Annotated in this window: 23 protein-coding genes; 8 read left to right on the top strand and 15 right to left on the bottom strand. The window is 61.1% G+C overall.

The window, feature by feature from the left end; genetic code table 11:
- Positions 1-5 precede the first annotated feature (5 nt).
- The 3 genes from ACTJLB_RS22080 to ACTJLB_RS22070 all read left to right on the top strand — a co-directional run bounded on the left by ACTJLB_RS22080 (position 6) and on the right by ACTJLB_RS22070 (position 2,007).
- Positions 6-749, top strand: coding sequence for an SDR family oxidoreductase (locus tag ACTJLB_RS22080; RefSeq protein ID WP_440784462.1), 744 nt, complete (start codon positions 6-8; stop codon positions 747-749).
- Between the two features lie 144 nt (positions 750-893).
- On the top strand, positions 894-1,256 hold the full coding sequence (locus ACTJLB_RS22075) for a hypothetical protein (protein ID WP_087752171.1): 363 nt from the start codon (positions 894-896) through the stop codon (positions 1,254-1,256).
- A 4-nt stretch (positions 1,257-1,260) separates the two neighbouring features.
- Positions 1,261-2,007, top strand: a complete 747-nt coding sequence (locus ACTJLB_RS22070) for an SDR family NAD(P)-dependent oxidoreductase (protein ID WP_087752170.1) — start codon at positions 1,261-1,263, stop codon at positions 2,005-2,007.
- Positions 2,008-2,063: 56 nt separating this feature from the next.
- Here ACTJLB_RS22070 and ACTJLB_RS22065 read toward each other — a convergent pair whose 3' ends face one another.
- The 4 genes from ACTJLB_RS22065 to ACTJLB_RS22050 form a co-directional block, all read right to left on the bottom strand.
- Entirely contained in the window at positions 2,064-2,717 is a 654-nt protein-coding gene (locus ACTJLB_RS22065; protein WP_087752169.1) for a glycosyltransferase, read from the bottom strand.
- On the bottom strand, positions 2,714-3,322 hold the full coding sequence (locus ACTJLB_RS22060) for an SAM-dependent methyltransferase (protein ID WP_408418262.1): 609 nt from the start codon (positions 3,320-3,322) through the stop codon (positions 2,714-2,716). The genes ACTJLB_RS22065 and ACTJLB_RS22060 overlap by 4 nt, the downstream gene beginning before the upstream one ends.
- Positions 3,319-4,392: an acyl-CoA dehydrogenase gene (locus tag ACTJLB_RS22055; protein WP_440784461.1), complete on the bottom strand. Its 1,074-nt coding sequence runs from the start codon at positions 4,390-4,392 to the stop codon at positions 3,319-3,321. The genes ACTJLB_RS22060 and ACTJLB_RS22055 overlap by 4 nt, the downstream gene beginning before the upstream one ends.
- A gap of 265 nt (positions 4,393-4,657) precedes the next feature.
- Entirely contained in the window at positions 4,658-6,352 is a 1,695-nt protein-coding gene (locus ACTJLB_RS22050; protein WP_440784460.1) for a hybrid sensor histidine kinase/response regulator, read from the bottom strand.
- A 454-nt stretch (positions 6,353-6,806) separates the two neighbouring features.
- Here ACTJLB_RS22050 and ACTJLB_RS22045 point away from each other — a divergent pair, with 454 nt between their 5' ends.
- Positions 6,807-7,247, top strand: coding sequence for a hypothetical protein (locus ACTJLB_RS22045; protein WP_440784458.1), 441 nt, complete (start codon positions 6,807-6,809; stop codon positions 7,245-7,247).
- A gap of 297 nt (positions 7,248-7,544) precedes the next feature.
- Complete coding sequence (locus ACTJLB_RS22040; protein ID WP_440784457.1) at positions 7,545-9,776, top strand: S1/P1 Nuclease; 2,232 nt, start codon at positions 7,545-7,547, stop codon at positions 9,774-9,776.
- A gap of 110 nt (positions 9,777-9,886) precedes the next feature.
- Here ACTJLB_RS22040 and ACTJLB_RS22035 read toward each other — a convergent pair whose 3' ends face one another.
- The 4 genes from ACTJLB_RS22035 to ACTJLB_RS22020 all read right to left on the bottom strand — a co-directional run bounded on the left by ACTJLB_RS22035 (position 9,887) and on the right by ACTJLB_RS22020 (position 15,100).
- Entirely contained in the window at positions 9,887-10,720 is an 834-nt protein-coding gene (locus ACTJLB_RS22035) for a CHAD domain-containing protein (protein ID WP_440784456.1), read from the bottom strand.
- 877 nt (positions 10,721-11,597) lie between these two features.
- Positions 11,598-12,038, bottom strand: coding sequence for a response regulator (locus tag ACTJLB_RS22030; RefSeq protein ID WP_440784455.1), 441 nt, complete (start codon positions 12,036-12,038; stop codon positions 11,598-11,600).
- A 169-nt stretch (positions 12,039-12,207) separates the two neighbouring features.
- Entirely contained in the window at positions 12,208-13,977 is a 1,770-nt protein-coding gene (locus tag ACTJLB_RS22025; RefSeq protein WP_440784454.1) for a glycoside hydrolase family 15 protein, read from the bottom strand.
- A 304-nt stretch (positions 13,978-14,281) separates the two neighbouring features.
- Positions 14,282-15,100 carry an AraC family transcriptional regulator gene (locus ACTJLB_RS22020; protein ID WP_440784453.1) on the bottom strand — a complete coding sequence of 273 codons (819 nt, stop codon included), beginning with the start codon at positions 15,098-15,100 and terminating at the stop codon, positions 14,282-14,284.
- A gap of 189 nt (positions 15,101-15,289) precedes the next feature.
- On the opposite strand from ACTJLB_RS22020, the gene ACTJLB_RS22015 reads away from it, so the two are divergent.
- Complete coding sequence (locus ACTJLB_RS22015) at positions 15,290-16,252, top strand: quinone oxidoreductase family protein (protein ID WP_131318107.1); 963 nt, start codon at positions 15,290-15,292, stop codon at positions 16,250-16,252.
- 33 nt (positions 16,253-16,285) lie between these two features.
- Positions 16,286-16,462, top strand: a complete 177-nt coding sequence (locus tag ACTJLB_RS22010) for a DUF1427 family protein (protein ID WP_020065713.1) — start codon at positions 16,286-16,288, stop codon at positions 16,460-16,462.
- 84 nt (positions 16,463-16,546) lie between these two features.
- On the opposite strand, the gene ACTJLB_RS22005 is transcribed toward ACTJLB_RS22010, so the two are convergent.
- From ACTJLB_RS22005 to ACTJLB_RS21995, 3 genes are read right to left on the bottom strand one after another with little or no spacing between them, the layout of a single operon-like run.
- Positions 16,547-18,109: a class I adenylate-forming enzyme family protein gene (locus tag ACTJLB_RS22005; RefSeq protein ID WP_440784452.1), complete on the bottom strand. Its 1,563-nt coding sequence runs from the start codon at positions 18,107-18,109 to the stop codon at positions 16,547-16,549.
- A 24-nt stretch (positions 18,110-18,133) separates the two neighbouring features.
- Entirely contained in the window at positions 18,134-18,880 is a 747-nt protein-coding gene (locus ACTJLB_RS22000) for an SDR family NAD(P)-dependent oxidoreductase (protein ID WP_440784451.1), read from the bottom strand.
- Positions 18,881-18,922: 42 nt separating this feature from the next.
- Positions 18,923-19,705 carry an enoyl-CoA hydratase/isomerase family protein gene (locus ACTJLB_RS21995; RefSeq protein WP_440784449.1) on the bottom strand — a complete coding sequence of 261 codons (783 nt, stop codon included), beginning with the start codon at positions 19,703-19,705 and terminating at the stop codon, positions 18,923-18,925.
- A 143-nt stretch (positions 19,706-19,848) separates the two neighbouring features.
- On the opposite strand from ACTJLB_RS21995, the gene ACTJLB_RS21990 reads away from it, so the two are divergent.
- Positions 19,849-20,859 (top strand): AraC family transcriptional regulator, encoded by a 1,011-nt coding sequence (locus ACTJLB_RS21990; protein ID WP_440784448.1) that lies wholly within the window; start codon positions 19,849-19,851, stop codon positions 20,857-20,859.
- 40 nt (positions 20,860-20,899) lie between these two features.
- On the opposite strand, the gene ACTJLB_RS21985 is transcribed toward ACTJLB_RS21990, so the two are convergent.
- From ACTJLB_RS21985 to ACTJLB_RS21970, 4 genes are all read right to left on the bottom strand, one after another.
- Entirely contained in the window at positions 20,900-22,138 is a 1,239-nt protein-coding gene (locus ACTJLB_RS21985; protein WP_440784447.1) for a thiolase family protein, read from the bottom strand.
- 52 nt (positions 22,139-22,190) lie between these two features.
- Positions 22,191-23,294: a CaiB/BaiF CoA transferase family protein gene (locus ACTJLB_RS21980; RefSeq protein ID WP_440784446.1), complete on the bottom strand. Its 1,104-nt coding sequence runs from the start codon at positions 23,292-23,294 to the stop codon at positions 22,191-22,193.
- Between the two features lie 42 nt (positions 23,295-23,336).
- Entirely contained in the window at positions 23,337-24,482 is a 1,146-nt protein-coding gene (locus ACTJLB_RS21975) for an acyl-CoA dehydrogenase family protein (RefSeq protein ID WP_440784445.1), read from the bottom strand.
- Positions 24,483-24,738: 256 nt separating this feature from the next.
- Complete coding sequence (locus tag ACTJLB_RS21970; protein WP_088174642.1) at positions 24,739-25,689, bottom strand: LysR family transcriptional regulator; 951 nt, start codon at positions 25,687-25,689, stop codon at positions 24,739-24,741.
- Between the last annotated feature and the right edge of the window lie 96 nt (positions 25,690-25,785).

Below are 25,785 nucleotides of genomic sequence, written 5' to 3'. Positions count from 1 at the left end.
ACATCATGAACTCAACCCTCAACGGCAAAGTGGCGTTTGTAACCGGCGGCGGCCGCGGAATCGGAGCCGCCATCGTGCGACGGTTAGCGCGCGACGGTGCGGCTGTCGCGTTCACCTACAAAGGCTCGGCGGCGATTGCGAACGATCTCGCGGAAAGCATCACGGCTGAGGGCGGGCGTGCCATCGCGCTGCAGGCCGACGCAGGCGACCCAGCGGCACTGACGCGCGCCGTCGACGAGGCAGCGGCGGCGCTCGGCAAGATCGACATCCTGGTCAATAACGCCGGTGTGCTGTTGATGGGCCCGGTCGACACCTTCTCGCTGGAAGACTTCGACAAGACGCTGGAAGTCAACGTGCGCGGGGTGTTCGTCGCCATCAAGGCGGTGCTTCCGCACATGGGAAATGGCGGGCGCATCGTCAACATCGGCAGTTGCAACGCGGAGCGTATACCTTTTGCGGGCGGCGCTGCTTATGCGATGAGCAAGTCGGCGCTGCGAGGACTGGTTCAAGGCCTTGCACGCGACCTTGGCCCGCGCGGGATCACAGTCAACAACGTGCAGCCTGGCCCGACCGACACGGACATGAATCCGGAAAGCGGCGACTTTGCATCGGCATTGCATGGCCTCATGGCATTGCCACGTCATGCACATCCTGATGAGATCGCCGGCATGGTGGCTTATGTTGTCGGACCGGACGCCGGGTTCGTCACCGGTGCGAGCCTGACGATCGACGGCGGCTTCAACGCGTAGTCAGTTCACAAAGCGCCTGCGTGATCTTTTGCGTTTCACCTCCTAGACTCGATTTTTGTCCGCAAGCGGTTGATGGCCGTGTGGAATCGTCTGCACATATGCCGAACCGCTTGCACCTGTTCGTCGACGAGAAAAGGAGATCCGATGGAATGCATCGAGATATACGCGGGCGCCGACGGACATTCGAACTTCAGGACTATCCAGGACTTCGAGACGAGTCCGGTGTTGTTCAAGGGCGTTGCCGTCTCGCTGTCTTCGCCGCTGCCATGCGAAAGCGTGCTCATGCATGAATTCGACGGTGATTACTTTCTCGGCTGGCACAACCCGCCATCACGGCAATATGTCGTGGTGCTCGAAGGCGAACTGGAAATCAGCGTGCAAGCGCGCGACACAGCGCAGCGTTTTGGAGCGGGTGCGGTTTTCATTGCGAACGATCTGCAGGGCACCGGCCACACGACGCGCGCAATCCGGCCAGGCCGTGCGTTAGTCGTCAACTTGCGGGGATAACGCGATGCAACTCGACCATGCTCTGGCGGTGGTGACGGGCGGCAGCAGCGGTATAGGCTTCGCAACCGCTGAACGGTTTATAGCCGAAGGCGCGCGCGTGGTGATCAGCGGGCGTAACGCGGAAAAACTCCAGCAGGCCGCGGACAAACTCGGCGAGAACGCGTTGCCGGTCATGGCGAATGCCGCGAACCCGGAAGACATGCAACGGCTATATCAAACAGCGGTCGGCCGTTTCAAATGCAATGTCGATGTGGTGGTCGCGAACGCAGGTATCTCCCGGCAAACTCCGCTGCGCGAGACGACGCTGGAGCAATTTTCCGAACTTCTCGACATCAATGTCGGCGGCGTGTTCTCGACGGTACGAGAGGCGTTGCCGTTCCTCGCCCGACCTGCGTCGATCGTCCTCGTGGCGTCGCTCGCGGCCAGTCAGGGCACGAAGAATTTTTCCGCATATTGCGCTTCGAAAGCGGCGGTGGTCTCGCTGGCAAAATGCTTTGCAGCCGATCTGGTCGAACTCGGCGTGCGGGTGAACAGCATTTCGCCGGGAGTGGCCCATACGCCGATCTTCGATACGCTGGGCATATCCGACGCGCAACTGTTGGAATGGTCGAATGTGATTCCCATGAAGCGGCCGGCCGAACCCGCCGAGGTTGCTGCGGCAATCCTCTTTCTTGCGTCGAATGCATCCGGATACGTGACCGGCGCCGACCTCGCAGTCGACGGCGGCATGTCCGGCATCAGTCCGTTCTGAAGGGGCATTGCTCCGTTTTTTCGCGGCAATGCATGGCGACGCGAAAGATCAGCGCGCTAGCTTGCCGCCCATGAGACGAGCGTATCGCCAAAACCGCCGCGTGCGCGTACTGCCGTTCGGGCGCTCGTCACGACGCGCGGTGCTGCGCTCCATGCGATCTGTGCGCCCGTAGCGATCAGCCGATCGACAAGCCCCACGTCTTCGCTGCACGCACAGGGCGGGAAACCGCCCGCGCGAAGATACGCCTGCGCACTGACGCCGAGATTGGCGCCATGCACATGCCGGTGGCCGTCCGCATCCATGTAGGTTGCGCGAAAGAAGTCGCGCACGCTCTGCGGATGCTCGCTCCAGTCGTCCACGGCGATCGAGCCGCAAACAGCGTCGGCGCCCAGCGCGAGCTGCGCGGCGAGCCAGCCCGGCGAGACGCGGCTGTCGGCGTCGGTGAAGGCCAGCCAGCGCGCCCCCTCGGCCAGCAGCAGATCGGCGCCGGCCGCGCGTGCTATGCCGACGTTGCGCGCGCTTACGCTCAGCGTCTGTGCGCCATGCGCATGTGCAATGACGCCGGTGCGGTCGTCGCACGCGTCGAGCACGACGACGATACGCACAGCTTCGCCGTCAAGCAGGGGATGGCACGACGCCTCGGCGAGCGCTATCAGGCAGGGCTTGAGTAGCGCCTCTTCGTTGTGTGCGGGAACGACGACACCGATCATAAAAGGCCCTCATGTTGCGCTACCGAGCGCGCATCGCGCGACCAGACATCGATGATGAAATCGGCTTCCTCGTGATGCACAAGCCGCGTCAAGCCACAACGCGTATCGAGTAGCGCATGCACCTTGGTAGTCTCCTGCAACGCCTCGGCGAAGGGCCAGCGCCAGTGGCACGCGAGCAGTGTGCCGTCGGACGAGAGCGTGTCGGCGATCCGTGCGGCGAGCATGTCCAGTTCGTTGTCGTCGAGGTAATAGGCCAGTTCGCTCACGACGATCAGGTCAAACGGTCCGCTCTGCGTCGGCCACTCTCGGGGCACCGCGCATTGCTCGACGCGCACTTGCGGCGCGTGCGCCACGCGCTCGCGTGCGGCACGCACCGCGCGCTCGTGCAGGTCGACGGCAAGTAGCGTGTCGCAGCGCGTCGCAAGTTCGGCGGTCAATTCGCCGTTTGCGCATCCGGGCTCAAACGCATTGCGGTAACGTTCGCGTGGCAAAGCGGCGAGCGTGAGCGAGCGCTTGCGGCGTTCGTACCAGCCGTTGCGCAGGTTCCACGGATCGTCGCTGTGCTTGTACAGGTCATCGAAATAGCGGTCGGCGTCGCGCGTCATAGCGTCCACGGGGAGTTCTCCGGTTCGCAGGTGTGCGTGCTGCCGCCACCTTCTTGAAGGAGCGTTTCGCCGAGCGCCGCCAGATCGCGCTCCGCGTGACTTTGTCGAATGAACACGGGCAGGTCGGCCATCGCGCGGGCGAAGCGGCCGTTGCGGCATAGCGCTCCGGCGCCGAGTGCGCGCGTGGTGTGACGCATCACGGCAGTCGCTGCGTCTTCGACGACCAGCCGCGCACGCAGTGCCTCGCGTTGCACGATGGCGTGAGGATGCGCGTCGATATGCGCGGCCGTCTCCCGCAGCACCGACGCCGCGCCTGCCAGCGCGCAATCGACCGCTCCCAGATGCGCGAGGCGGTGCGGGTCCGCGTGCTGCCGGCAGGCGTCACGCAGCACTTCGCCGATGCGCGCCGAGGCTCCGTACCAGCACGCCGCGATGCCGGCGCCGCCATGCCAGAAGCCGGGCCGATTCACATAGGCATGGGCGTTGTCAACGAGCGTCGCGGGCGTGCCGCGAAAAGTCACGTCTGCGCTTGCCGTGGCCTGCATACCGACGGCCTGCCAGTTCGAGGTATCGATCGAAACGGAAGGGTGACTCATGGCGACGGCAGCGAGCACTGGCTGATCGTCGAGCCACGCGGTCACGAGTGCATGGCTGAGAACGCCTGCTCCCGAACACCACGCTTTGGTACCGTCAAGGACCACGTCGGCACCATTGCTTCCGGTTGTTTCTCGCGTTGCACGGACGCGCGCGTTGGGTGATTCGGCCGCCCAGACGCCCCATTTGCTCCCACTCGGCGGCGTGGGGCCATGGAGTTCCGCGAGGATCGCCAGGGCGTCGGTGTGGCCCTCGTAGAGTTTGACGAGCCCCAGATCGTGCGCCGCGACATCGGCGAGAACACGCCAACGCGAAAGAGTCTCGCCCTGACCGGGCAGCGGCATGTGGGGCGCGCGATCGAACTCGTGTTCGATGAGGTCCGCCAATACAGCGCCGAGGGCGAGCGGATCGTCGGCAGCGATACGCGTCTTGCCGAGGAATATTGCTACCGGGTGCGCTGGGTGAGATGTCTGCATCGGCTCCGTGAACTCCGCAAATTATCGTTTTTCGATGGACTGCCGGGTCGTGCAATTTCAGAACGACACAAGCCGCGCGCCTTCACTTCAGCATCAGTCCCGCGGCGAGGCGGGCGGTGCGGGAGGGCGACTAGTGGGACGTCGAGGGTTTTGAAGGCGTAGCAAGCCGCATGCCGCGGCTGTTGCGAAAGCGCCGGCCGATCAGAGGGAGCTGTGGATCAGAACAAAACGATGGCGATACAAACCGGTGCGCGGCACCCAGGCTTCAAACCATGCCGCTAAGCGTGCCTTCGGACCGGTTGGACAGGATGTATTCGAGTTTGTCCAGCGAAAGCGGCTTGGTCAGGTGGAAATCGAAACCAGCGGCAAGCGCTCGGGACTTGTCGGATTCGGCTGCGTAGCCGGTGAGTGCCACCAGCACGATGCCGTTAAGTTCTGGATTCAACCGGACGAGGCGTGCGACCTCGAATCCGTCCATCACCGGCATTCCGATATCGATCAGTGCGATGTCCGGGCGGCGCTCTGACATCAGCTTGATTGCGTCGGTGCCATTGTCCGACGTGGTGACTTCATGACCTTCCACTTCGAGCAGAAGCCCGAGTGCCTGCAACGCGTCGCGATTGTCGTCGACCACCATCAGCCGCGCCCGTTTCGTCTCCGCACGCGCTTGCACCTGTTGAGCGACGTGCGTATCAGCGACCGGCCTCAGTATCGGTAGTCGAAGGCGTACCGTCGTTCCGCTTCCTGGACCGTCGCTGCGCAACAAGATCTCGCCGTCGTGGAGTTCCACCATGCGTTTCGCAACGGCGAGTCCGATGCCGAGGCCGCCGTCTGCCCGCGCTGCGCCTCTCGCTCCTTGGGCAAACAGTTCGAATATCTGTTGCTGAGCGACGCTTTCGATACCGATGCCATTGTCCTGAATCTCGACGAGTACCGAGTCAGAGACGCCGTCAGTGGAATTCGAAGGCTCGATGCTTACGCTCATCCGGATATCGCCGCCGACTGCGGTGTACTTTGCAGCGTTCGACAGCAGATTGCCGAGGGCCTGACTCAACCGCACATGATCGGCACGGACAGGCAACTGCTCGTCGAGGCCGGTGACCGTCAGCTTATGCTTGCGCGCTTCAATGTGATGCCTGATTGCCGACAGCGCATCGAACGCAATGTCGTTGAACGATGTGTCGCTGAGCTTGATGGTGAGCTTTCCGTGCTGCAGGCGCGCGGCGTCCAGCAGGTCGTCTACGAGAGTGCGCAGGTGGCGCATCTGCCTGTGTGCGATATCCAGCACGCGGGCCGCTCGCTGGTTGTCGGCGCACAGATGCCTGGCCGCGCCAATCGCACTGTCGATCGGCGCCATCGGATTTCGCAGTTCGTGCCCGAGCATCGCGATGAATTCGTTTTGCCTGCGCTCGCTTTCCTCGCTGATATCGCGTGCGTCAACGATTGTCAGCGAAGAGCCCGCGAAGACGGCAAGATTCGATAACAGCCGGGCGTCTTCGAGGTCGAATCGGCAGTCGTCCCGGTGGGACATGACCCATATCGCACCGAGGTCCTTGCCTCCCACATTGATAGGAACAACGACACCTTCCGGGACGCTTATGCCAGGGAATGACAAACACGGGAACTGCGTCTGTGGCTCGACAAACAACTGGGCGGTGCCGGCCCGCAAGGTTACTCCGCAGGGGCAGTCTTCCCATGCGGTCGTTTTTCCCTGAAGGCCCGCACAGAGTCCTGATACGGCAAGCCAGCGGAACACCTGCTCGCCTTGTTGCTGCTCGATGAGGCTGATGCCTGCGCTGCCCGCCGAGCACAGCAACAGCGCGGTGTCTGCAATTGCCTGGAGAAGTTCTTCGCGCGAGCCAGCCTGGGCCCGGGCTAGAGCGACGAGGGCCTGATTTTCGGCTGCGTAATCGGGTGCCCGGGCAGGCCGTCGGGCAAGCTCGCCAGTGTAACCAGGCATGCTGCTATCCAAAGATGATGGGGACCGGAGAGTGCCACAAAGCAAGGCTCGTTGCATATGTGCGAGCGGTTGACGTAGGCCCACCTCTCACTCCAAGGGTCCATTTAACAATACGGGACGAAGCACGCCAAGTCAACGATGCCGGCTCCTCCCGGGTGGTGCGGCAGGCCCGCGTCGAGAGTCTCCAACCGCAACGGCGATGGGCTTTCGCGGCACGTCAAACCGATCGGCGACGATGCGACATGATACTGGGTCGAGACGGTCAAGGACCGATTCTTCGCTGCCCCCAGACGATGTGCAGGTGCGAGCGGCGGGACCGGAGCGGGGCCATTCGCAACCGGCGCCGTAGTCACGAGGCGCGCGGCGCACGCATCCATAGACCACTTATCGACCACTTCCCAGATAAATAACCGTATATACTGTTTATACCGTTACTCTTAAAAAAGGATCAGCCATGGCCGCACCGACTCTACGACAGCCAACAAAAAAGGCGTTTCATTTCCCCAAGAACTCGAAAGGTCAGGAGAGCGTTAACGTATCGCAGGCCGAACCTGCCGAGCAGCCTGCAACCAACAATCCTGTCCCGACGAAAACTGCACCGAAAGCAAAGCGCGCCGCTGCTTCGAAGCAGGAAGAAGTAAAGGCGCAGGCTGAACAGAAGCCCCGTCGTGCCAGAAAGGAAAAGGTGGTGCGAGACAGCTTTACGATGCCGAAATCCGACTACGAAAAGATTGCGGCCCTGAAGCAGAAATGTCTGGACGCGGGCGTATCCGTCAAAAAGAGCGAGCTGTTGCGGGCGGGGCTACTCATGCTCGAGGCCGCGGCGTTGAAACGTCTTCTGGCGGCCGTGACCGCGGTAGAAGCGGTGAAGACGGGGCGCCCCGCGAAAGGATGAAAGCAGGCGGTCGCGGCGCTCCGCTCGCGCGCCTTCTGACTTGTTGGCAGCGCGCAAGGGACTGAGACGTGTTCCTTGCGCCACCCGCACGATGTTCCTGTAAATCAAGGGTCGATTAAATCATCTGCGGTCCGCCGCGACCTGGAAATCCCGCGTTGCGACTTCGCCAGCGATGCTTTCGCGAAGTTGTCACATGGGTCATCCAACCTGAATGCGAACGTGCGAAGTGGACAGTTTCTCGTCCCACGACGCGCATCCTAACCGGCCGCTCCTGGTCGAACTCGCGAAGGTGATGAGATGAGCCCACTGTCCACGCAGCAGAATTTCCAGAGCCTCTCACTGAAGGACTTGCTCGAAGCCAGAGAGCTTTATCACTGGCATCTGTCGAACAAGGCGAACGTCGTAGGCACTGCTGTGGGTCTGTACCTGATCCGGAAAGACGACCCCTGGCCCGGGGACAATGCCGATTCCGACAGAAGCCGTTCGCCACTTGAGAAAGGCATTCGCACGTTCGACAATTCGGAAGTGCGTCCGTATTCGTGGCCTGCAGTCATCGTGCTCGTGCGCAACTGGGTAGATGCGACGGAATTCGGATTTGGCAAGGTCGACCCGGACCATATGGTGCCGCGTACGCTTTATATGCCGGACGGCCGCGCAGTTCCGGTTTGTGTCGTCGCAGTGCAGGAGACCGAGCCGTCAACAAACGCCCCGGCCGATACCCGCTGGCCCTCGACCTATATTGGCGGCGGATGTCCGCTGCTCGCGCAGGCGCAGGGTGTCGAACGCACCGCGAGCGTGGGATGTCTCGTGACCGACGGCCATACAACCTATGCGCTCACGAATCGGCACGTGTGCGGGGAGCCTGGAAGTCCCGTTAAAGCGCGTCTGCGTGGTGCAGTTGCCGAAATCGGCATCGCCTCTGAGCGGCAACTGACGCGGGAACCGTTCACCTCCGTCTTTCCGGAGTTTCCTGGGAGCCGCAGTTATTTGACGCTAGACATTGGTCTCGTCGAAGTCCACGACGTCAACGACTGGTCGAGCCAGCCCTTCGGCATCGAAGGGACGCCTGAGGAAATCGCCGACCTGAATGAACTGAGCCTGAGCCTTCGACTTGTCGACCAGCCCGTGACTGCGTTCGGTAGCGCTTCGGGACTGCTCGACGGAACCATCAAGGCACTTTTCTACCGCCACAAATCGTTGGCGGGCTATGACTATGTTTCGCAGTTTCTCATCGCGCCAACATCGGGCTCGACGCAAACACAGGCCGGCGACTCGGGCACGGTGTGGTACCTGAAGTCTGGAGACAAGGAAAAGCCCAAGCTGCATCCGTTGGCGGTGGAGTGGGGCGGCCAGACGTTACTTGAGGGCGACAAGCGTCTGAACTATGCGCTGGCTACCGGGCTCAGCACTGCATGTCAGTTGCTCGACGTCGACCTGGTCCGCGACCACAATCAAGGCGCTAACCCGTACTGGGGACAAACGGGTCATTACAGCATCGCGACCGCTGCAATCGAATCGGTAGCGAACGGTCCACTGCGGGAGTTCATGAAGGCGAATATCGAGCGCATCAGTTTTCGTCCTGATGAGCTGACGCCGCCGCAGCAGATCCACGCGAAACTCGCCAACGGCGAATTCGTTGAACTTGCCGATGTGCCCGACCTCGTGTGGAAGAAGACGCCAGCGCGTGTGCCTGGCGGACGGGACTACGCGCAGAACGCCGGGCCCGAACATCCGACCCATTACGCCGATATCGACGAGCCCAATGCCAACGGCAAGACCTTGCGCGACGTCACGTTGAGCAGCATCGACAACATGAGTGTTTCTGTATGGCTGAAGTGGTATGCAGACGAAGGCCAGGCGGACAGTCGCTCAGAGGGACTGCTGCCGTTCCGCGTGTGGCAGATCTTTGACGAGATGGTTCGGCAGTTGAAGGCCCGAGACGATACGCGATTCCTGTGCGCCGCAGGCGTGTTGGCTCACTACGTTGGCGATGCGTGCCAGCCGCTTCACGGGTCCTATCATGCCGACGGATACCGCGATGCCCCGGGCGCAACCAGCAAAACGTGGCCGGGCAAGGGAGTCCATTCGACGTACGAAGACAAGATGGTCGACCGGCACTCGACTGAGTTGCTGCCCAAAATTGCTCCGCAAGCGAAACGCTTCGAAGGTACGATCCCCGCCATTTCTAATGGACGCGATGCCGCTTTCGCCACCGTAACGCTGATGGCGCAGGCGGCAGACATGCTCCCTCCCAGCAAGCTGATCGACGAATATATTCGCCTCGGCGGCGGCAGTTCGGCGAAGGTAGTCGACGGTCTCTGGAATGCTTTTGGAGACGATACGGCGAGGCTGATGGGTGCGGGAGCGCGATATCTTGCGGCCATCTGGGAAGCAGCATTCGAGAAGGCTGACACGTCGCTGCCATCAGGCGCACGGGTAATTCCAGAAGCGGAATTGGCGAAGGTTTATCAAAGCAAGGAGTTTGTGCCTTCTGTGACGCTGGACAAGATTGCCCCGTTGCTCGAATGACGCCACGTTGTTAGCCGCCGCACGGCGGCGCTAACCACACACAACGAACACACAACGGGCCAGCACACCACAGCGCCTTGCAAGGCGAGTGTGGTGACTGGCCCGAGCATTTAACCAAGCAGTTTCGACGCCGCTTTAATCTGGCGCTGCTGTTCTTTCTTCAACGCACGAAAGACTGACGTTGCATCGACATCTGCAGGCAACGAAGAACGATTCGCGTCGAGCAAGTCACGGCTCGCAACGGCGTCGTTTAGTGCGCCGAAATGCTTCTGTAGCCGCTTGAGTCCCTTCAGTCCGTTGCGCTGTTTTTTGCCCAGCAACGGCTCGAAGAACTCGATGAGATAGCGCACCTTCTTTCCAGCTTTGCGCACGTCGTGATACGAGTTGTAGTCAGAACTGCCCGCTTTCGACGCGTGGCGCATCCGTTTTTTCAATTGTTGCTGCGCCGTCTTTACCCGCTTTTGCGCGAATTTCCGCAGCGGTGTTCGTGTCGGCGATGTGTTCAACTCCCGGTTCGCTTCGCTCACTGCATTGCGTAGTGTCTTGTCGAGATGTGCGTTACGCAGAGTTTCGGCGCTTTTTTCGGCCGTCTCGTTTCGACTTCTTCTGAATGCATCCAGAAGAGCCTGGTCACTGTCTTTCTCAACGAGCTTGATCAATATGTCCCAATCGCGCGTGTTGCCCGCTGCGTTGGCCATGAACTTGAAAAGGGCGCGCTGCTCGTTGTCGAATTTCTCATCGAGAATCGGCCGATATGCCCAGAGCAAAGTACGCAAGCGGCGCAGGGCGATGCGAAGTTTGTGGAGCTTCTCGGCATCTGCATCGTCCCGCAGAGCCGACACCTGTCCGATGGCCTCGGTGACCAACGGGCCGGCATAGATCGCGAAGCTGGATTCCGCCAGTGCGTCACGGTCGGGTAAGGGTTTGCTGCCGTCCGAAGTCATGATGGTTCCTCATATTGCGCGATGCACCAGTATGGGCAAAAACCATTCCTTCTGGCTTCATGACCCGCGCGTGACGCTGCACGCTATCGAAGGGCGGGCGAACGCCGTCCTTATTAGAGAAAATCGTCGCCGGCCGGTTTATGAAGGTTTTGTGAAGGCAATGTCGCGCTCCGCTTTGTACAAAGTTTGCCTGCGTTGACGCCGGATTTGCATCCCTTGTGGTGCTTGGGTTATGCGGCAATAAGCCCATAATTCAGACCGGCGCCGCTACATAGGCGCCGGTGCGGACGCTGGAGCCAAGCAGCGCATAGCAGTGCTGCATTGCACAAAAATTGCTAGCGTTATGGAGTGGAACACCGCCCCCCGGCGGCATTCGCCATGACTCTCCAACGGGGTACGAAGATGCACGACGCCGAAGCTGCAACAACCTTACTAAATAGATGCCGATTAACGAAGGAAGAACTCGAGGGAGAGCCATCGGCTCTCGATATGCTGCGAGAAGGAGGGCTTCCGTTCAAGCACTTTCGCGGCGTCTGTCGCAATGCATCGGAACCGGTTGGCGATTGCATGGAGATAGAATGCCTCGAGTTTTGCGACGGCTCCCACGCGCTGCGTCTGGTGCGGCCCGGCTCAAGACTCGACTCGGCACTATGGACTGCCGTTGCTCCCCAACAGTGCAACGTTGCGACGACTCGATTGAATCCCGCGAAAGAAGAACAGGATGCTCAAACCCAGTGAATGTTCTTTTACCGAACAGCATGAGCCGGACGACGGTTTGCGGGTTTCGGTGCAGAGCATGGATGGAGCCAACTTTCCAATCAGCACCGTCACGATCTAAAGTGACGACGTGCCAAAGTGGCTACGCGCTGCGATGCAGTCAAGGCCAGCATCGCGAATCGATAGCTGTCCATCGCACCACAATAGGGTACTCGGCGCGCTGCGATGCGCGCGCGTAAGTCAGCCGTGCAGCGATGAACGTGTCGATGGTATCGAGCAACACTTCAATCGGGGCCGGCTTCCGGAGGAACGCATTCCAGGAGCGTATCCCTTCTTCTTCAGGTTCCGGCATAGCCGACAGCAACACCACCGGTATGTCGGAAAATACAGGCCGGCACTTTAGACGCTGGCAAAGCTCTCTGCCGCTCATCTCAGGCATCTCCAGATCGGTGAGAACGAGTTCCGGAAAGTCGGCTTGTGCCTTGCGCAGCGCATCCCATCCGTTCCCGGCTAGCACGACCCGGTGGCCGCGACTTTCCAGCGCCAGTTGCAGCGCCCATCTGTTTTCAAGGTCATCGTCGACGAGCAGTACGGTGGACATCACGCGATATTGGTAGAGAGAACTCCACCAACTTTCGCAAGCGGCGTACCTGCCGAGCGCTCAGCGCCTGTCCGCCGCCGGTTCCGTCGAACCCCTAAACGGTTCTTCCAGATGGGTGTTGCAGCCTAGATTCAGACTGATTGCTGCCCTGCGTCGCAATGTCCCAGTGTCAGGTCCACGGAACATGGGTTCCATCGAGGTCGCGGTCTAACCGGTAAGCAGCACTGATCAGGGCGAGGTGAGTCAGTGCTTGCGGAAAGTTGCCGAGGGATTCTCCCGTCGTGGCGACTTCCTCTGAGAACAGGCCGACGTGGTTCGCGTAAGCCAGCATCTTTTCGAATACGAGGCGGGCCTCGTCGACTCTTCCGGAGCGCGCGAGAGCCTCGGCGTACCAGAAAGAGCACGCGCTGAATCCGCCTTCCATACCGGGCAGGCCGTCGAGCGTCGAACCGCGCGTGTAGCGGAATATCAGCGGGTCGACCTTCAGTTCTGCGCCGATTGCGTCAAGCGTTCCGATCCAGCGAGGGTCCTGCGGGCCGATGAACCGTACCAGTGGCATCATCAGCACGGAGGCGTCGAACGTGGTCGAGCCCGGAGTCTGGACGAAGCTGTTGCGCTCCGGGTTCCAGAAATTCTCGTGGATGTCGCGATAAATCTCGTCCCTTGCGGCGAACCAGTCGCTAAACGGTGCCGGCAACGAGCGCTTCTCAGCAAGCCGCAGAGCGCGGTCGATAGTCACCCAACACATGAGGCGAGAATGCAGCAACGGGCGGGTACCATTGCGCAACTCCCAGATTCCGCTATCCGCCTCCCGCCAGTGCGCGACCACGTACTGCACAGTTCGCGCTACATGGCGCCAGCCTTCGTACGAAATGCTGACGCCATATTTGTTGTACAGGTACACGGCATCGAGGAGCGCCCCATAGACATCCAGTTGCTTCTGGTCCCGGGCAGCGTTGCCTATCAGGAAGCTGCCGGTTGAGCCGCCAAACGGTTCGAGGGCTTCTTCTTCTGGCACAGGCCGGCCGTCGACGGCATACATCACCTGGAGGGAGCCGTCCGAAGCGCAGTCCCGGTTCCGGTTCGCAATCCATTGCATGAAATGCTCCGCTTCCTGCGTATAGCCGAGCCGCAATAGCGCATAGACGGAAAATGCGGCATCGCGTATCCACGTAAAGCGGTAGTCCCATCTACGTGAGCCATCCTGCGATTCAGCAAGTCCGAAGGTGGGCGCCGCGATAATCGCGCCGTGCTCACTCGAACTGAGTAGCTTGAGGGTAAGCGCCGAGCGAAGAACCATCTCCCGGTAACGGCCGCGGTAAGACGACTGGGAAGACCAGCGCTTCCAGAAGTCGGTGGTATCGCTGAGCAGCGCCTCACCATCAATCTTCTGTTCCGCGAGCTCGGCCTCGGCGCCGAGCACGATGCAAAGCGTGTCGCCTTCGCTAAGCTTCACTGTGGCTTCAACCGTGCCGCGGTCGCATGCAAGTGATGTTGACGCATGAAGGAGAAGAGGTGCGGCACCGTCATCGGGCACAAACCGGAAGCCTCCCGTTGTCTGCTCGACAGTGTGGCCCGCGCGCCCGTAATTGAAGCGCGGTGTGCAGGAGACTGAAAGGTGCATCGAGCCAAACAGAACCTTGACCGCCCGGATCACGCAGTTTGCAGTCGACTGCGAGAGTTTGCCCTTGGAGTCATTGACGACCGGCATGAAATCGACAAGCTCGCAAACGCCATCGCCTGTCATGAAGCGGGTCAGGAGGACGTTGGTCTCCGGCAAATACATCTGCTTCGAAGTGAAATCGGCAGAGCATGGAGTGATCGAAAACTGGCCACCTTCTTTGTCCAGCAACGCGGCGAAGATGGTGGGCGAATCCATGCGCGGATAACACATGAAATCAATGGACCCATGGGTGGAAACGAGCGCCGTCGTCTTCATGTTGCCGATAAGGCCACGGCAATCAGTCGCGAGGACTGGCCGTTGACACTCTGTGCGTTGCGAGCCCATTAGCTCTCCCTCGAGCGGAAGCCCCGTGACTGGACGAGTTCCGGCATTCGTTTGATGAGCGCTGGATGCAGCACTTTCTGTTCCATGTCACGGCGGATGACTCGATCCTGGCGCTTTTGCAAGCCAGCGGCGGTAGAGGAAAGGCTGCGATAGCAGAGGCTTGTAGCCCGCGCGAGCCGATGAACGGACGACCGGGCGCGGCTCGCGAAGCGCACTTTCATCGCGGGTGGCGAGCCTAATCCAGGCCAGGAGCCGGCTCCGGCGCCCCGGACGCATCGGCGAGCGTCCGGTCTGCATCGAACTCACTCGGCGACGTTCCCAGTTCTCGCCGGAACATGTCACTGAAGCTGCTTGGCTGATATCCAAGCGCCCGAGCGATGGTACTGACCGACTGACCTTCGGCGAGCCTGGAAACCGCAATCGCAAGTTGTACCTGCCGCCTCCATTCAGCGAAGCCGATGCCTAGCGAGCGGGAAAACAGTCGCGCCAAGGTGCGCACGCTCGCGCCCACGGACGCCGCATGTTGCTCGAAGCTGATGTCGACCGACGGATTTTCTATGACCGCTCGACAAAGGACTTCGAGCCGACGGTCGGTGCCATCCGGCAATGGGATTCGTAGCGAGTAGCGATTCGCGTGTGCGAGTTCCAGCGCGGCGAACCGGTATGCGAGGTCCAGGTATTCGTCGTCTCGCTCCGCTTCGCGCTCTGCAATGGTCGTGATGAGCTCGCGCAAAAGGCCATTGATTTCGAACACGTCCGGGCGTTTGGTTAAATGCTCGACGTCGCGTTTTCTCAGGTAGAGATTTCGCATCTCGACCGCACTCATCATTCGAATCGAATGTACGGTACCAGGAGGCAGCCAGACCGCCCGCTGAGGCGGGACCACCAACGCCTGGCGTCCGACCTCGACCCACATGACGCCCGCCACCGCATAGAGAACTTGCGCCCAGTCATGTGAATGCGGCTCGATGTGCAGTCCACGAGGGTACGTCCGGGCCAAGGACTTTCCGGGCTCCGTGCTATCCGACAGGTCAGGAGGAACTGCTTTGGACATGGCATCGATTCGTGTGTTGTTGCGCGAAAGGGTAGTGCGGGACAGTCGGTAAATCAATCGGACGCTCCTTTGCATTTGTCCGAAACACAGAAGTCATTGTCGCAACGCCCGCCGCATCGCGCACTACACTTTGACTCGTGAATGCATGCACTGACTCCAGTGCAGCCAGAACCGTCAAAGGACCAGGCCATGAAAGCAATTCAATTCCGCTCGTTTGGTGACCCGGGCGTACTCGAGTATCTCGATCTGGAGACCCCGCATGCCGATGCAGAGCAGGCGGTGGTTCAGGTCAAGGCGGCCTCGGTCAATCCTAGTGACGTCAAGAATCTTTCGGGTCACTTCTCGCACACCGTACCGCCGCGAATTCCTGGCCGCGATTTCAGCGGCGTTGTGGTCGAAGGTCCTGCCGAATGGATCGGAGCAGAAGTTTGGGGCACGGGAGGCGACATTGGTTTCACGCGCGACGGGACTCACGCTGAATTTCTGCGAATTCCCGTGAAAGCGCTGTCGCGCAAGCCGGCCAATCTTTCACACGCCGAAGCCGCTTCCATTGGCGTCAATTTCGTCGTTGCATGGCTCGGCGCAGTCGAGTACGGACGACTTTCCGCGGGCGAAACCATCGCTGTGATTGGTGCGTCGGGAGGCGTTGGCGGTGCCGTGACGCAAATTGCAAAAGCACGCGGCGCGCGAGTGATTGCAGTGGATCGTCATGAACCGCTTCCGGATTCACCTGCGGGTCGCCTCATCGACCATTACGTGCCCATATCGGAGGACGCAGCACTGCGTGTGCGCGAGCTGGCAAACGGTGGTGTCGACCTCGTCTACGATGCGGTAGGAGGCGTGACGTTCGAACTTGCGCTTTCGCTTGCGAAGCGGCGCGGGCGCGTGGTTGAAATCAGTGCCACGGGCAAGCGGCGCGTCGAATTCGATCTGATCGACTTTTATCACAACGAGACACAGCTATACGGGGCAGACAGCGCGAAGCTTGGCGTTGCCGACTCTGCACCCTTCATGGATGCGTTAAGAGCCGAATTCGAGAAAGGAAGCTTCGAGCCGCCGGTGATTGCCCAACGATACGCGCTGGAAAATGCAAAGGCTGCATACGAGGCGGTCCAGGCTGGGACCCGTGGCCGCGTCGTGCTTGAAATGTGAGCGTTGTTTCCCTGCTCGGAACTGGAAAACTTCATGAAACCTTACCTCGTGTCGCTCGCTGCCGGAGTGTTGGTCGGGCTCGTCTATAGCGTTATCAACGTGAAGTCGCCGGCGCCGCCGACGATCGCGCTTGTGGGTCTGCTCGGCATGCTGGCAGGGGAGAGCGTGCTTCCTTTCGTACGCCACGTGCTGGCGCATGGAATCGGCTAGGTCGCGAACGCAGCTTCAAGCGTGACAGGCAGGATATTGATGGCGGGCGGCGAGTTTATCGCCGTCCGCATAAGTGCCGCAAGCTCAGACGGACCTCCACTGTCCCTCCCAGAACCGCGCGCGTATTTCCCGTTTGAGTATCTTGCCCACCGCACTACGCGGCAGGTCCGTCCAGAACTCCACCGATTTGGGCGCCTTGACGCTCCCCAGCGCCTGCTTGCATAGCTCGATCAGGTGCGCTTCCGAGATTTCCTGGCCCGCCTTGAGTTGCACGATCGCCTTCACGGCCTCGCCCCACTTTTCGTCCGGCACGCCAACCACTGCACAATCCAATACGGCCGGATGCGCGTTGATCGCAGCCTCCACTTCAGCGGGGAAGATGTTGAAGCCACCGCTGACAATCATGTCCTTCATGCGGTCCACGATGGTAATGAACCCCCGCGCGTCCCGTATGCCGATATCGGTCGTGTGATGCCATCCGCGGGCCGAGACCGCGCTCGAATCCTCGGGCTTTTTGTAGTAGCCGGCCATCACCATGGCCGAGCGCACCACGATCTCCCCGCGTACACCGGGGCCGACAAGGGCGCCATCGTCGCCCATGATCTCGACACGCGCGAACGGCACGGCACGCCCTGCCGAGCGCAGGGCGTCCTCGTCGAACTCGCCCGATTCCAGCAGGTAGTCCGCAGGTTGTTTGGCGACGACGGGGAACAGGCATTCGCTCTGCCCGTAAACCTCGTAGATGACTGGGCCAATGCGACGTACAGCTTCCTTCAGCTTCTCCGGCGCAATCGGGGCGGCACCTACGGCAATGCATCGCAGAGACGACGTGTCCGCGTGGTCCAACGCCGGAGAACTCAGCAACGCGTAGACAATCGTCGGCGGCAGGAATAAGTGCGTGATGCGCTCGCGGGCGATGGTATCGAGTACGTTGTAGGCATCGAAGCTCGGTAACACCACCGTCGCGCCGCCACGAACCGCCGCAGCGAGCGTCACGAAGCAGGCCGCATGGGTGAGGGGAGCGACGGCCAGCACGCGGGTCTCGTGGTCCATGTCGAGTGCGGAAAACACCGAGATCAGACTCATCTCGACGGCCCGGTTGGTCAGCAGCGCACCCTTCGACGGACCTGTGGTGCCCCCGGTGGGCTGGAGCACCGCGAGGCGATCCTCGTCCACCTCGCTTTCCGGCAACGTCACGTTCTGATGCGACGAAATCCATTCGGCGAAATTCGCCCCATGCTCTGAAGCGCGGTCGAGACAAATGAATGTCTTCGTGCGCGGCAGACCAGTTTTCATCGCCGGAACAAACGCCTCGTAGCTGCTGTGGAAGAAAACGAGATCGCAGTCCGCATAGTCGAGAACGGCAATATTGGTTTCAACCGCATTGCGCGTATGGATCGAAACCCAAACCATGCTTGCCCGGTTTATCGCAATCTGCAGCAGGCTGATGCGGTAATCGTTTGGCGAGTAGATGGCGATGTGGGCGCCGAGCCCCAGCGAATCGTCGGTACGCAGTGCATGAGCCACGGCATAGACGAGCTTCTGCGCTTCGGCGAAGTTGATACGGATCGTGCCGTCGCCGTCCACAAAAGCTTCCCGGTTCGGGTAGCGCGATGCGGCGGCGTCGAAATAGTCGGACAGTTGCATCCTTGTCTCCTCTGGTTGGCGAGTTCAGCGCGTACCGCAGTCGATGTCTAGCGTTTGCGCGTTCAGATACGCGTTCTCGATCACGTGACGGACCAAACCAGCGAACTCCTCCGCCTTACCCATGCGTCGCGGGAACAGCATTTTGTCGATGAGACCGTCGGACACTTTCGCCGGCATGCCGGCCGACATGCCGGATTCAAACAATCCAGGCGAAATGGCCATGACACGGATGCCGTGTTCCGCAAGATCGCGTGCGATCGGCAGCGTCATGCCGACCACGCCGGCCTTGCTGGCGCTGTACGCCGCTTGTCCCATTTGACCCGCCTTGGCCGCACCCGACGCGGTATTGATAATGACGCCGCGCTCGCCGCTGGCGTCCGGTGAATTTGCCGTCATGGCCAACGCCGCGTGTCGAACCACGTTGAAGGTGCCGGTCAGGTTGACGCCGAGCACGCGGTTCCACAATTCAGTTGGAAACAGCTCGCTTTTCGAAATCGTCTTGCACGGACCCAGAATGCCCGCGCAGTTGACCGCGATATGCACCGCACCATGAACGTCGCGGACCCTCTCCACGGCGGCCATCACGCTACGCTCGTCGGCAACATCGACGGCCAAGCCCGTCATGTCGGGCCCTAGCACCTCGGCCACCTTTGCGCCATCGAGATCGAATCCCACCACCTTTGCACCGGCAGCACGCAACGTTTTGCAGGTTGCCAGCCCGAGGCCGGATGCCGCGCCGGTCACGATGGCGACTTTGTCATTCAGGTTCATTTGATCCTTTCCCATGCTGCCGAACAGGCGTCGGCCGTTCCATCAACGCCCCACGAACCGGGGGGCACGTTTTTCTTCAAACGCCGCTAAACCTTCGTGCATGTCATGGCTTTGCTCATGCAGCGCGCTCATCAGCAGTTCCTGTCGCAACGCCGTTTCAAGCGGCTGCTGAAGACCGTCGTCGACCAGTGCCTTCATCCGAGCGAGGCCAAGCGGGCTCTTCGCGGCAATCGACGCAACCAGTGCGCCGACCGCTTCCAGGAGCGCCGGGTCATCGACGACCTCATTGACGAGGCCAGCCAACTTCATGTGCTCGGCGGACACGAACTCGCCTGTGAACATCAGGTACTTCGCGCGCGTCGGGCCTATCTTGCGAGGCAGCCGTACCGACCCGCCGCCGCCTGGCAACAGGCCGTAGTTAGCGTGTGCGTCGCCGAACTGCGCCGAGCGTGCGGCCACGACCAGATCGCAGCACAAGACCATCTCCAGGCCGCCTGCCAGTGCCATGCCGTTGACCGCGGCGATCACCGGCTTGGGGAACGCTTCGAGCCGGTTCAGCAACACCAGAAAGTCGCCGAGAAAACTTCCGACGCCGTCTGCGTCGCCGGTGCTGCGCACGAACTTCAAATCGGCGCCCGCACAAAAAGCGCGCCCAGTGCCGCAGAGGACTACGGCACGGACCTCGTTAGACGTTGCTGCAAGGTCGAGCCCGTGCATCAGCCCTTGAACCACCGCGGGCGAAATGGAGTTCATGGCTTCCGGGCGATTCAACGTAAGCCAGATTGCACCGTCGCGAACCTCCGTGAGAACAGCTGCTGCGTGCATAAGTAGAGGCTCCATTGGCGGGTCACTTGATACATAGATCTTAGAAGCCTCTCGTCAAATCGCGATGGCGTATCCATTCATCTTCTTTGCGGATCCGCTCAACTCATCTGCGTAAGCGCGGTAAATCTGATTAAATGACATGCATGTCTGCTCAAACGCATACCGTTCCCGTCAGTCTGGTGCATGGCTCGCTGGTAGGAGCCAGGGAACAGGCCGCCATGTCGGACGCGAAGATTGCCGCGTTGCTGGAAGGCTGCGGGATTTCCCCTGCCGTGCTCGACGATCCACGTGCGCGGATCACGCCGAAGCAGTACGGAGCGCTACTGAGGCAACTGATCGTGGCGCTCGACGACGAGTGCATCGGGTTTCTGTCGCATCCCATGCGGCCCGGCGGCTTTACACTGATCATTCGCTCCGCGCTCGGCGCGCCCAGCCTGGAAGTTGCCATGCGCCGCGCGGCACACACATTCCGGCTACTGCAACACGACGTAGCGCTGCACTACGCACGCGAAGACGCGCTTGCCGGCTTCACGCTGCAGTTCTCCGACGCCGAAGTTGCGCACCGCCACATTGCGCACGACGTATTGATGCGGGTGTTCTGGCATATGCTCGCGTGGCTCAAAGGCGATCGCCTGCCGCCACGCAGAGTCGACTTCAGTTACGAAGTGCCGCAGTGGGGCACTTTCCACACCATCATGTTCCCGTGCCAGGTTCAGTTCGGACAGACGCGCTCGGCGGTCTGGTTCGATGCGGCAGCGTTGAACGCGCCGGTGCGGCGTGACGAGGCCGCACTGCGCGCGCTGATCGAAAACGCGCCTGGCAATTTCGTCTTGCCGCATCCCTGCGACTACGCGACGCGCGCGCAGGTGCGGGCGGTGCTGCTGCAAAGAGAGCCGGAGTGGCCCGACATGGACGCGGTAGCGGGGCGTCTGTACATGTCGATCAGTACGCTGCAGCGCCGCCTGGCCGCAGAAGGCATCACGTTCCAGACACTGAAAGATCAAATACGCAAAGACGTGGCCATTGAGCGGTTGAATACCGGCACATTGCCGATTGCGGAATTGGCGGCCCGGCTTGGATTCGCCGATACCACCGCTTTTAACCGCGCCTTCAAGGCGTGGACCGGCACCACGCCTGGGTCATATCGGCGCTGACCTGCCGATGGTGTCCGGGTGCGGTAGAAATCTGCAGGGCTCAGCGCTCGAGAATGGTCACGCAAGCAACAGCCTCTTCCACCCCATAGAGTCCGCCGCCATTCTCAGCCACGGCGATGCTTGCCCCATCGACCTGACGGGGTCCAGCCTCGCCGCGCAACTGCGTCACCAGTTCATGCACCTGGGCAATGCCCGTTGCGCCTACCGGGTGTCCCTTCGACTCCAACCCGCCCGATGGATTGACCGGAATGCGGCCACCGATCGAGGTGTCGCCGCGTTCGGAAGCCGGGCCGCCTTCGCCGAACTCAAAAAATCCGAGGTTCTCGATCTGGATGATTTCGCCCATTGCGGTCGCGTCATGCACTTCCGCCACCGATACATCGCGCGGGCCGACGCCAGCCGCCTCGTACGCCCGCCTTGCCGCATGTACGGTGAGGTGGTTGCGCACGTCGGTATAGTTTCGATCGCTGCCGGTCTGAATCACCGACGACAGCACGCGCACCGCGCGGTGCGTATCGAGGCCCAGCCGGCGCAATGCGGCGCCCGTGCACAGAATCGCGGCTGCGGCGCCATCCGACACTGGCGAACACATCGGCACCGTGAGCGGGTAGGTGATTGGCGCCGCCGCGAGCACGTCGTCAATGGTGTATGACGTGCGGTATTGCGACAGCGGGTTGTGCACCGAATGCGCGTGATTCTTCGCCGCGACCGCTGCAATCTGGCGCTGCGTGGTGCCAAAGCGTTTCATGTGAGCGCGAGCGAAGGCTGCATAGACGTCCATGAACACGCTGTACGGTTTCGGCGAGGTCGTGCCCGGCGGCACCTCGACGCCTTCACCCATGCGAAGCAGATCGGCGTGCACGTCGGCCGCGCACGAGATGTCCAGTGCGCTGTCGAAAACGGAGAACATGCGGCTGCGATCCGCCGAGTACATCTTCTCCGCACCCACCGCCAGCGCAATATCGCCGGCACCTGCTTTCAAGTGGTTGACCGCCAGCGTGAACGCGCTGCTTCCACTGGCGCAGGCGTTCTCGACGTTGACCACGGGAATACGGCTGATGCCCATGTCGCGCAGGGCAATCTGGCCGCGGATCATCTGCTGGCCCTCCATGTGTCCTTGCGATGCATTGCCGAAGAATGCCGCTTCGATCGAATCCTTCTGCAGGCCCGCATCGTTCAGCGCAGCTTCTGTCGCCTGACGAACCATGGCCTTGAGGCTCATTTCCGTCAGACGTCCGAACGGCGTCATACCGACGCCCACAACATAAATTTCGCTCATGCTCCTGCTCCTGAAGTTCTTCCGGGATCGCTGTGATTGCGTTTGGTGTGGATCACGATTGACGCTGCAACAGCGCTACGTTGTCTTCTCCGACGACGGGCACGCCGCTCACCGGCCCGGAACGCACACCATCGAATATCAACGGCTGCGCTACGTGCCAGCGCCGCCTGCCATCGGCATCCATGGCCTGCGTGAACATGCCGCGCGCGCGGAAATGCGGGTCGTCCACCACTTCGTCGAGCGTATTGACGTCCCCCCATGGAATACCGGCGCCGTCCAGCAAGGCCGCCCATTCAGCGCGCGGCAGACGTGAAATAGCTTGCCCAATCCGCTGCCGCAATTCGGCCTCACGCTGGACGCGCTCGTCATGCGTGGCATGGGCGACATCGGGAATTTCCAGCAATCCGCAAAGCGGCTTCCAGAACCAGTCTTCGTAAGCAATCGAGAGCGACAGCAGCCGGCCATCCGCGCAGCGGTAGATGCCGTAGCCCGGTTCCGCATTGATTTGCGCGAGTCCAGGCGGGCCGCCGTTCATCAGTGGGCTGAGCGATGCCGCCATCCAGGACACGAGGCCGTCGGTCATCGACACGTCCACATGGCGGCCCTTGTTCGTCTTGGTGCGCTCCAGCAACGCTGAGAGACATCCGGTCAGCGCGAACATGGCGGCAGTCAGGTCACCGATCGCCAACTCCGGCAGTGGCTCGATCCTGCCGGTCTCGGCCTGCCGGAACAGCAAACCCGAGATCGCCTGGTACGACAGGTCGTGCGCCGGCCGGTCGCGATACGGGCCATGCTGACCGAAACCGGAGATCGACACATACACGCAGCGCGGGTTGATCGCGGCTACGTCGTTGTAGCCGAAGCCCAACCCATCCATCGTGCCGGGGCGGAAACCTTCCATGAGCACGTCGGCGGTGGCGATCAAGCTGCGCAGCGCGTCCCTGCCTGCCGTCGTCTTCAGGTCCAACGCAACAGAGCGCTTGTTGCGGTTCAACGCGGCATGGAAATCTGGCTGCATGCGAGCGGGGTCGCCTGCGGGGGGGCGTTCCACCAGAATGACCTCTGCTCCGAGATCTGCCATCACCAGCGTTGAAAACGGGCCGGGATACTGTTGCGCGAGCGAAAGCACGCGAATACCCTCGAGCGGCAATGTCATGTCGTCTCCGTCAAAGCTTGTTGTGCGGACAACCGCCCGTGCTCAAGCCAGCGAGCGTGCGATGATCAGCTTCTGGATGTGACTCGTGCCTTCGTAGATACTGGTCACGCGCACGTCGCGGAAATACCGCTCAACCGGGAAGTCCGTGAGGTAGCCGTAGCCGCCATGAATCTGCAGCGCCTGCGAGCAGACCTTCTCCGCCATCTCGCTGGCGAACAGTTTCGCAATGGAGGCTTCCTTGCCGCATTCCATGCCGGCTTCGCAAAGCTGTGCCGCGTGCAGGCAATACTGAAAGGCCACGTCGACTTGCGCAGCCATGTCGGCCAGATCGAATGCGACACCCTGCAGTTCGATGATTGTCCTTCCGGAAACCTCGCGCTCGTTCGCATACTGAAGCGCAGCATCGAGGGCAGCCCGTGCAGCGCCTGCCGCTATGAAGGCGATGCCGATGCGGCCATCCGACAGGCTTCCGAGGATGGTGGAATATCCGCAGCCTTCTTCAGCCAGCAGGCTCGTCGCCGGAGCGCGGTAATTGTCGAACACGATCTGTGCGGTGTGTGCCGTATGCTGGCCGAGCTTGCTTTCGATCCGGCTGACCTGGTAGCCCGCCTGCCTGGGGTCGATAACGAAGGTGCTCCAGCCCTTCTTACCTTTGGACTTGTCCGTCTGGGCCAGAACAACGGCCACGCCCGCTTCGCTCCCGTTGGAGACGAATTGCTTGGTGCCGTTGAGCACGAAGCAATCACCGTCGCGCTGTGCGGTGGCACGCAAGGCCGCGGTATCTGAGCCGGCTTGCGGCTCGGAAATCAGCGTCGCACCAATCGCCTCGCCACGCGCCATCGCCGGCAGGTAGTTACGCTTCTGTGCTTCGGTGCCGTTGGCGGCAATGCACATTGCAGTGATGTTGTGCACGTGCAGGATGGTGGCCAAGCCCGCATCGACAGCGGCGAACTCGTGTTGTGCGAGACAGAACTCGACAAATCCAGCCCCGACGCCGCCATACTCTTCGGGAATCAACATGCCGAGGAAGCCGCCATCGGCCAGCGTTTTCAGTTCTGCATGCGGCCAGGCTGAGGTCCGATCACGCTCTGCCGCCGTAGGTGCGACCACGCCGGCGGCCAAACGACGTGCCGCGTCGCGAATCATGATCTGCTGCTCAGTGAGAAAGGCGGTCGACAGGTCTGCCATGGTGTGCTCGTGCTGAAGCGACATCGACGGATGCCAATACGTGAGGTGTTTCCGTGTGCGCCGAGCCACGCTGGCTCATCCCTCGCTGTCGGTGTAGAGGCATCTTAGGCGGGTGACCGGTCCCTTAGCGAGTGCGGATCTGTGCAAGTTGATTGCAGATCTGAGCAAGGCGGAAAACGCGCGGTCGTTCCAGAACTACGCTATCGTCGATCGAGGACGACACCGCAATGGGTCGATTTACTTGGATCTACGAACCTTACGCTAGCAGCAAACTTGAAATCCGCTTTTCAGCTAACTCAATACAGGTTAGCGCGACGGGCAGGACAGGATTCGCCGACGAGTGGTTATAGAACAGCTGCACCGTCTCCAGAAAGCGGGTTCCTTCTAACGGAAGAATCACGAGTTTCTCGCGATGCACGCCTTGCCGCGCGACTGCGAGCGGCATCAGCGCAAGAAAGGGATACGACGCGATCATTGCTTCGTTCGCTTGCAACGAAATGGATTGCACGCAACCATCGGGAAACTCGAGTTCGTGTTCGTGCATCCACGCTTGCAGCGAGAGAAAGGTGGGCGCTTCGCGCGGCGGCAGGATCCACGGCAGCCCGGCGAGATCGGACGCACCGATCGTACGGCGCCCGGCAAGCGGATGCTCGCGCCCGCAGACCACGACGATCGGATCATTGAGCACAGCATGCGAAGCGAATGCCGCCGTGTCGGCGCGCGGCGGCCCCGTGCGACTCAGGACGAAATCGAGCGCGCCTGCGGCGAGCATCGGAAACAGGCGGTCGCTGGTGGCCTCGTAAAAGCTTACGTTCACATGCGGCGCGTGTTTTTTCAGTTCGACCACGAGTTCGGGGGCGAAGACAGGCATTACGGTCGCGACCGCGCCGACGGAAATCTTGCCCGAGATGCCGCTCGTCAACGCATCGACCTCGAAGCGCGCCTGTTCAAGCTGATGAAATACCTCGCGAGCGCGCTTCATTAGCGCCTCGCCGACCGGCGTGAAGAACAGCCGGTTGCCCACACGCGTCAGCACGGGCACGCCTAGGCCCGCTTCCAGTTCGGCAAGCTGCTTCGATATGGCAGGCTGCGTCACGTTGAGCTTTTCGGCGACGAGCCGGATTTGCCCAAGGCTGTCGAACATTGTGAGCAGACGCAGGTGACTGAGCTTCAATCCAGCTTGAAAGAAGCGTTCGATTGGATCCATAAGCAATGGCCGGGCGCGAAAAGCGAATAACCAATAGTTATTCGCCTTTCACAAAATGTCAATTGCGCGTCATGCGGCGTTGGACCACTATGAACT

It is taken from the genome of Paraburkholderia sp. 22098, from assembly GCF_052045935.1.
GTDB classification, from domain to species: Bacteria; Pseudomonadota; Gammaproteobacteria; order Burkholderiales; family Burkholderiaceae; genus Paraburkholderia; species Paraburkholderia caledonica.
This window is presented reverse-complemented; position numbering and strand designations above follow the sequence as displayed.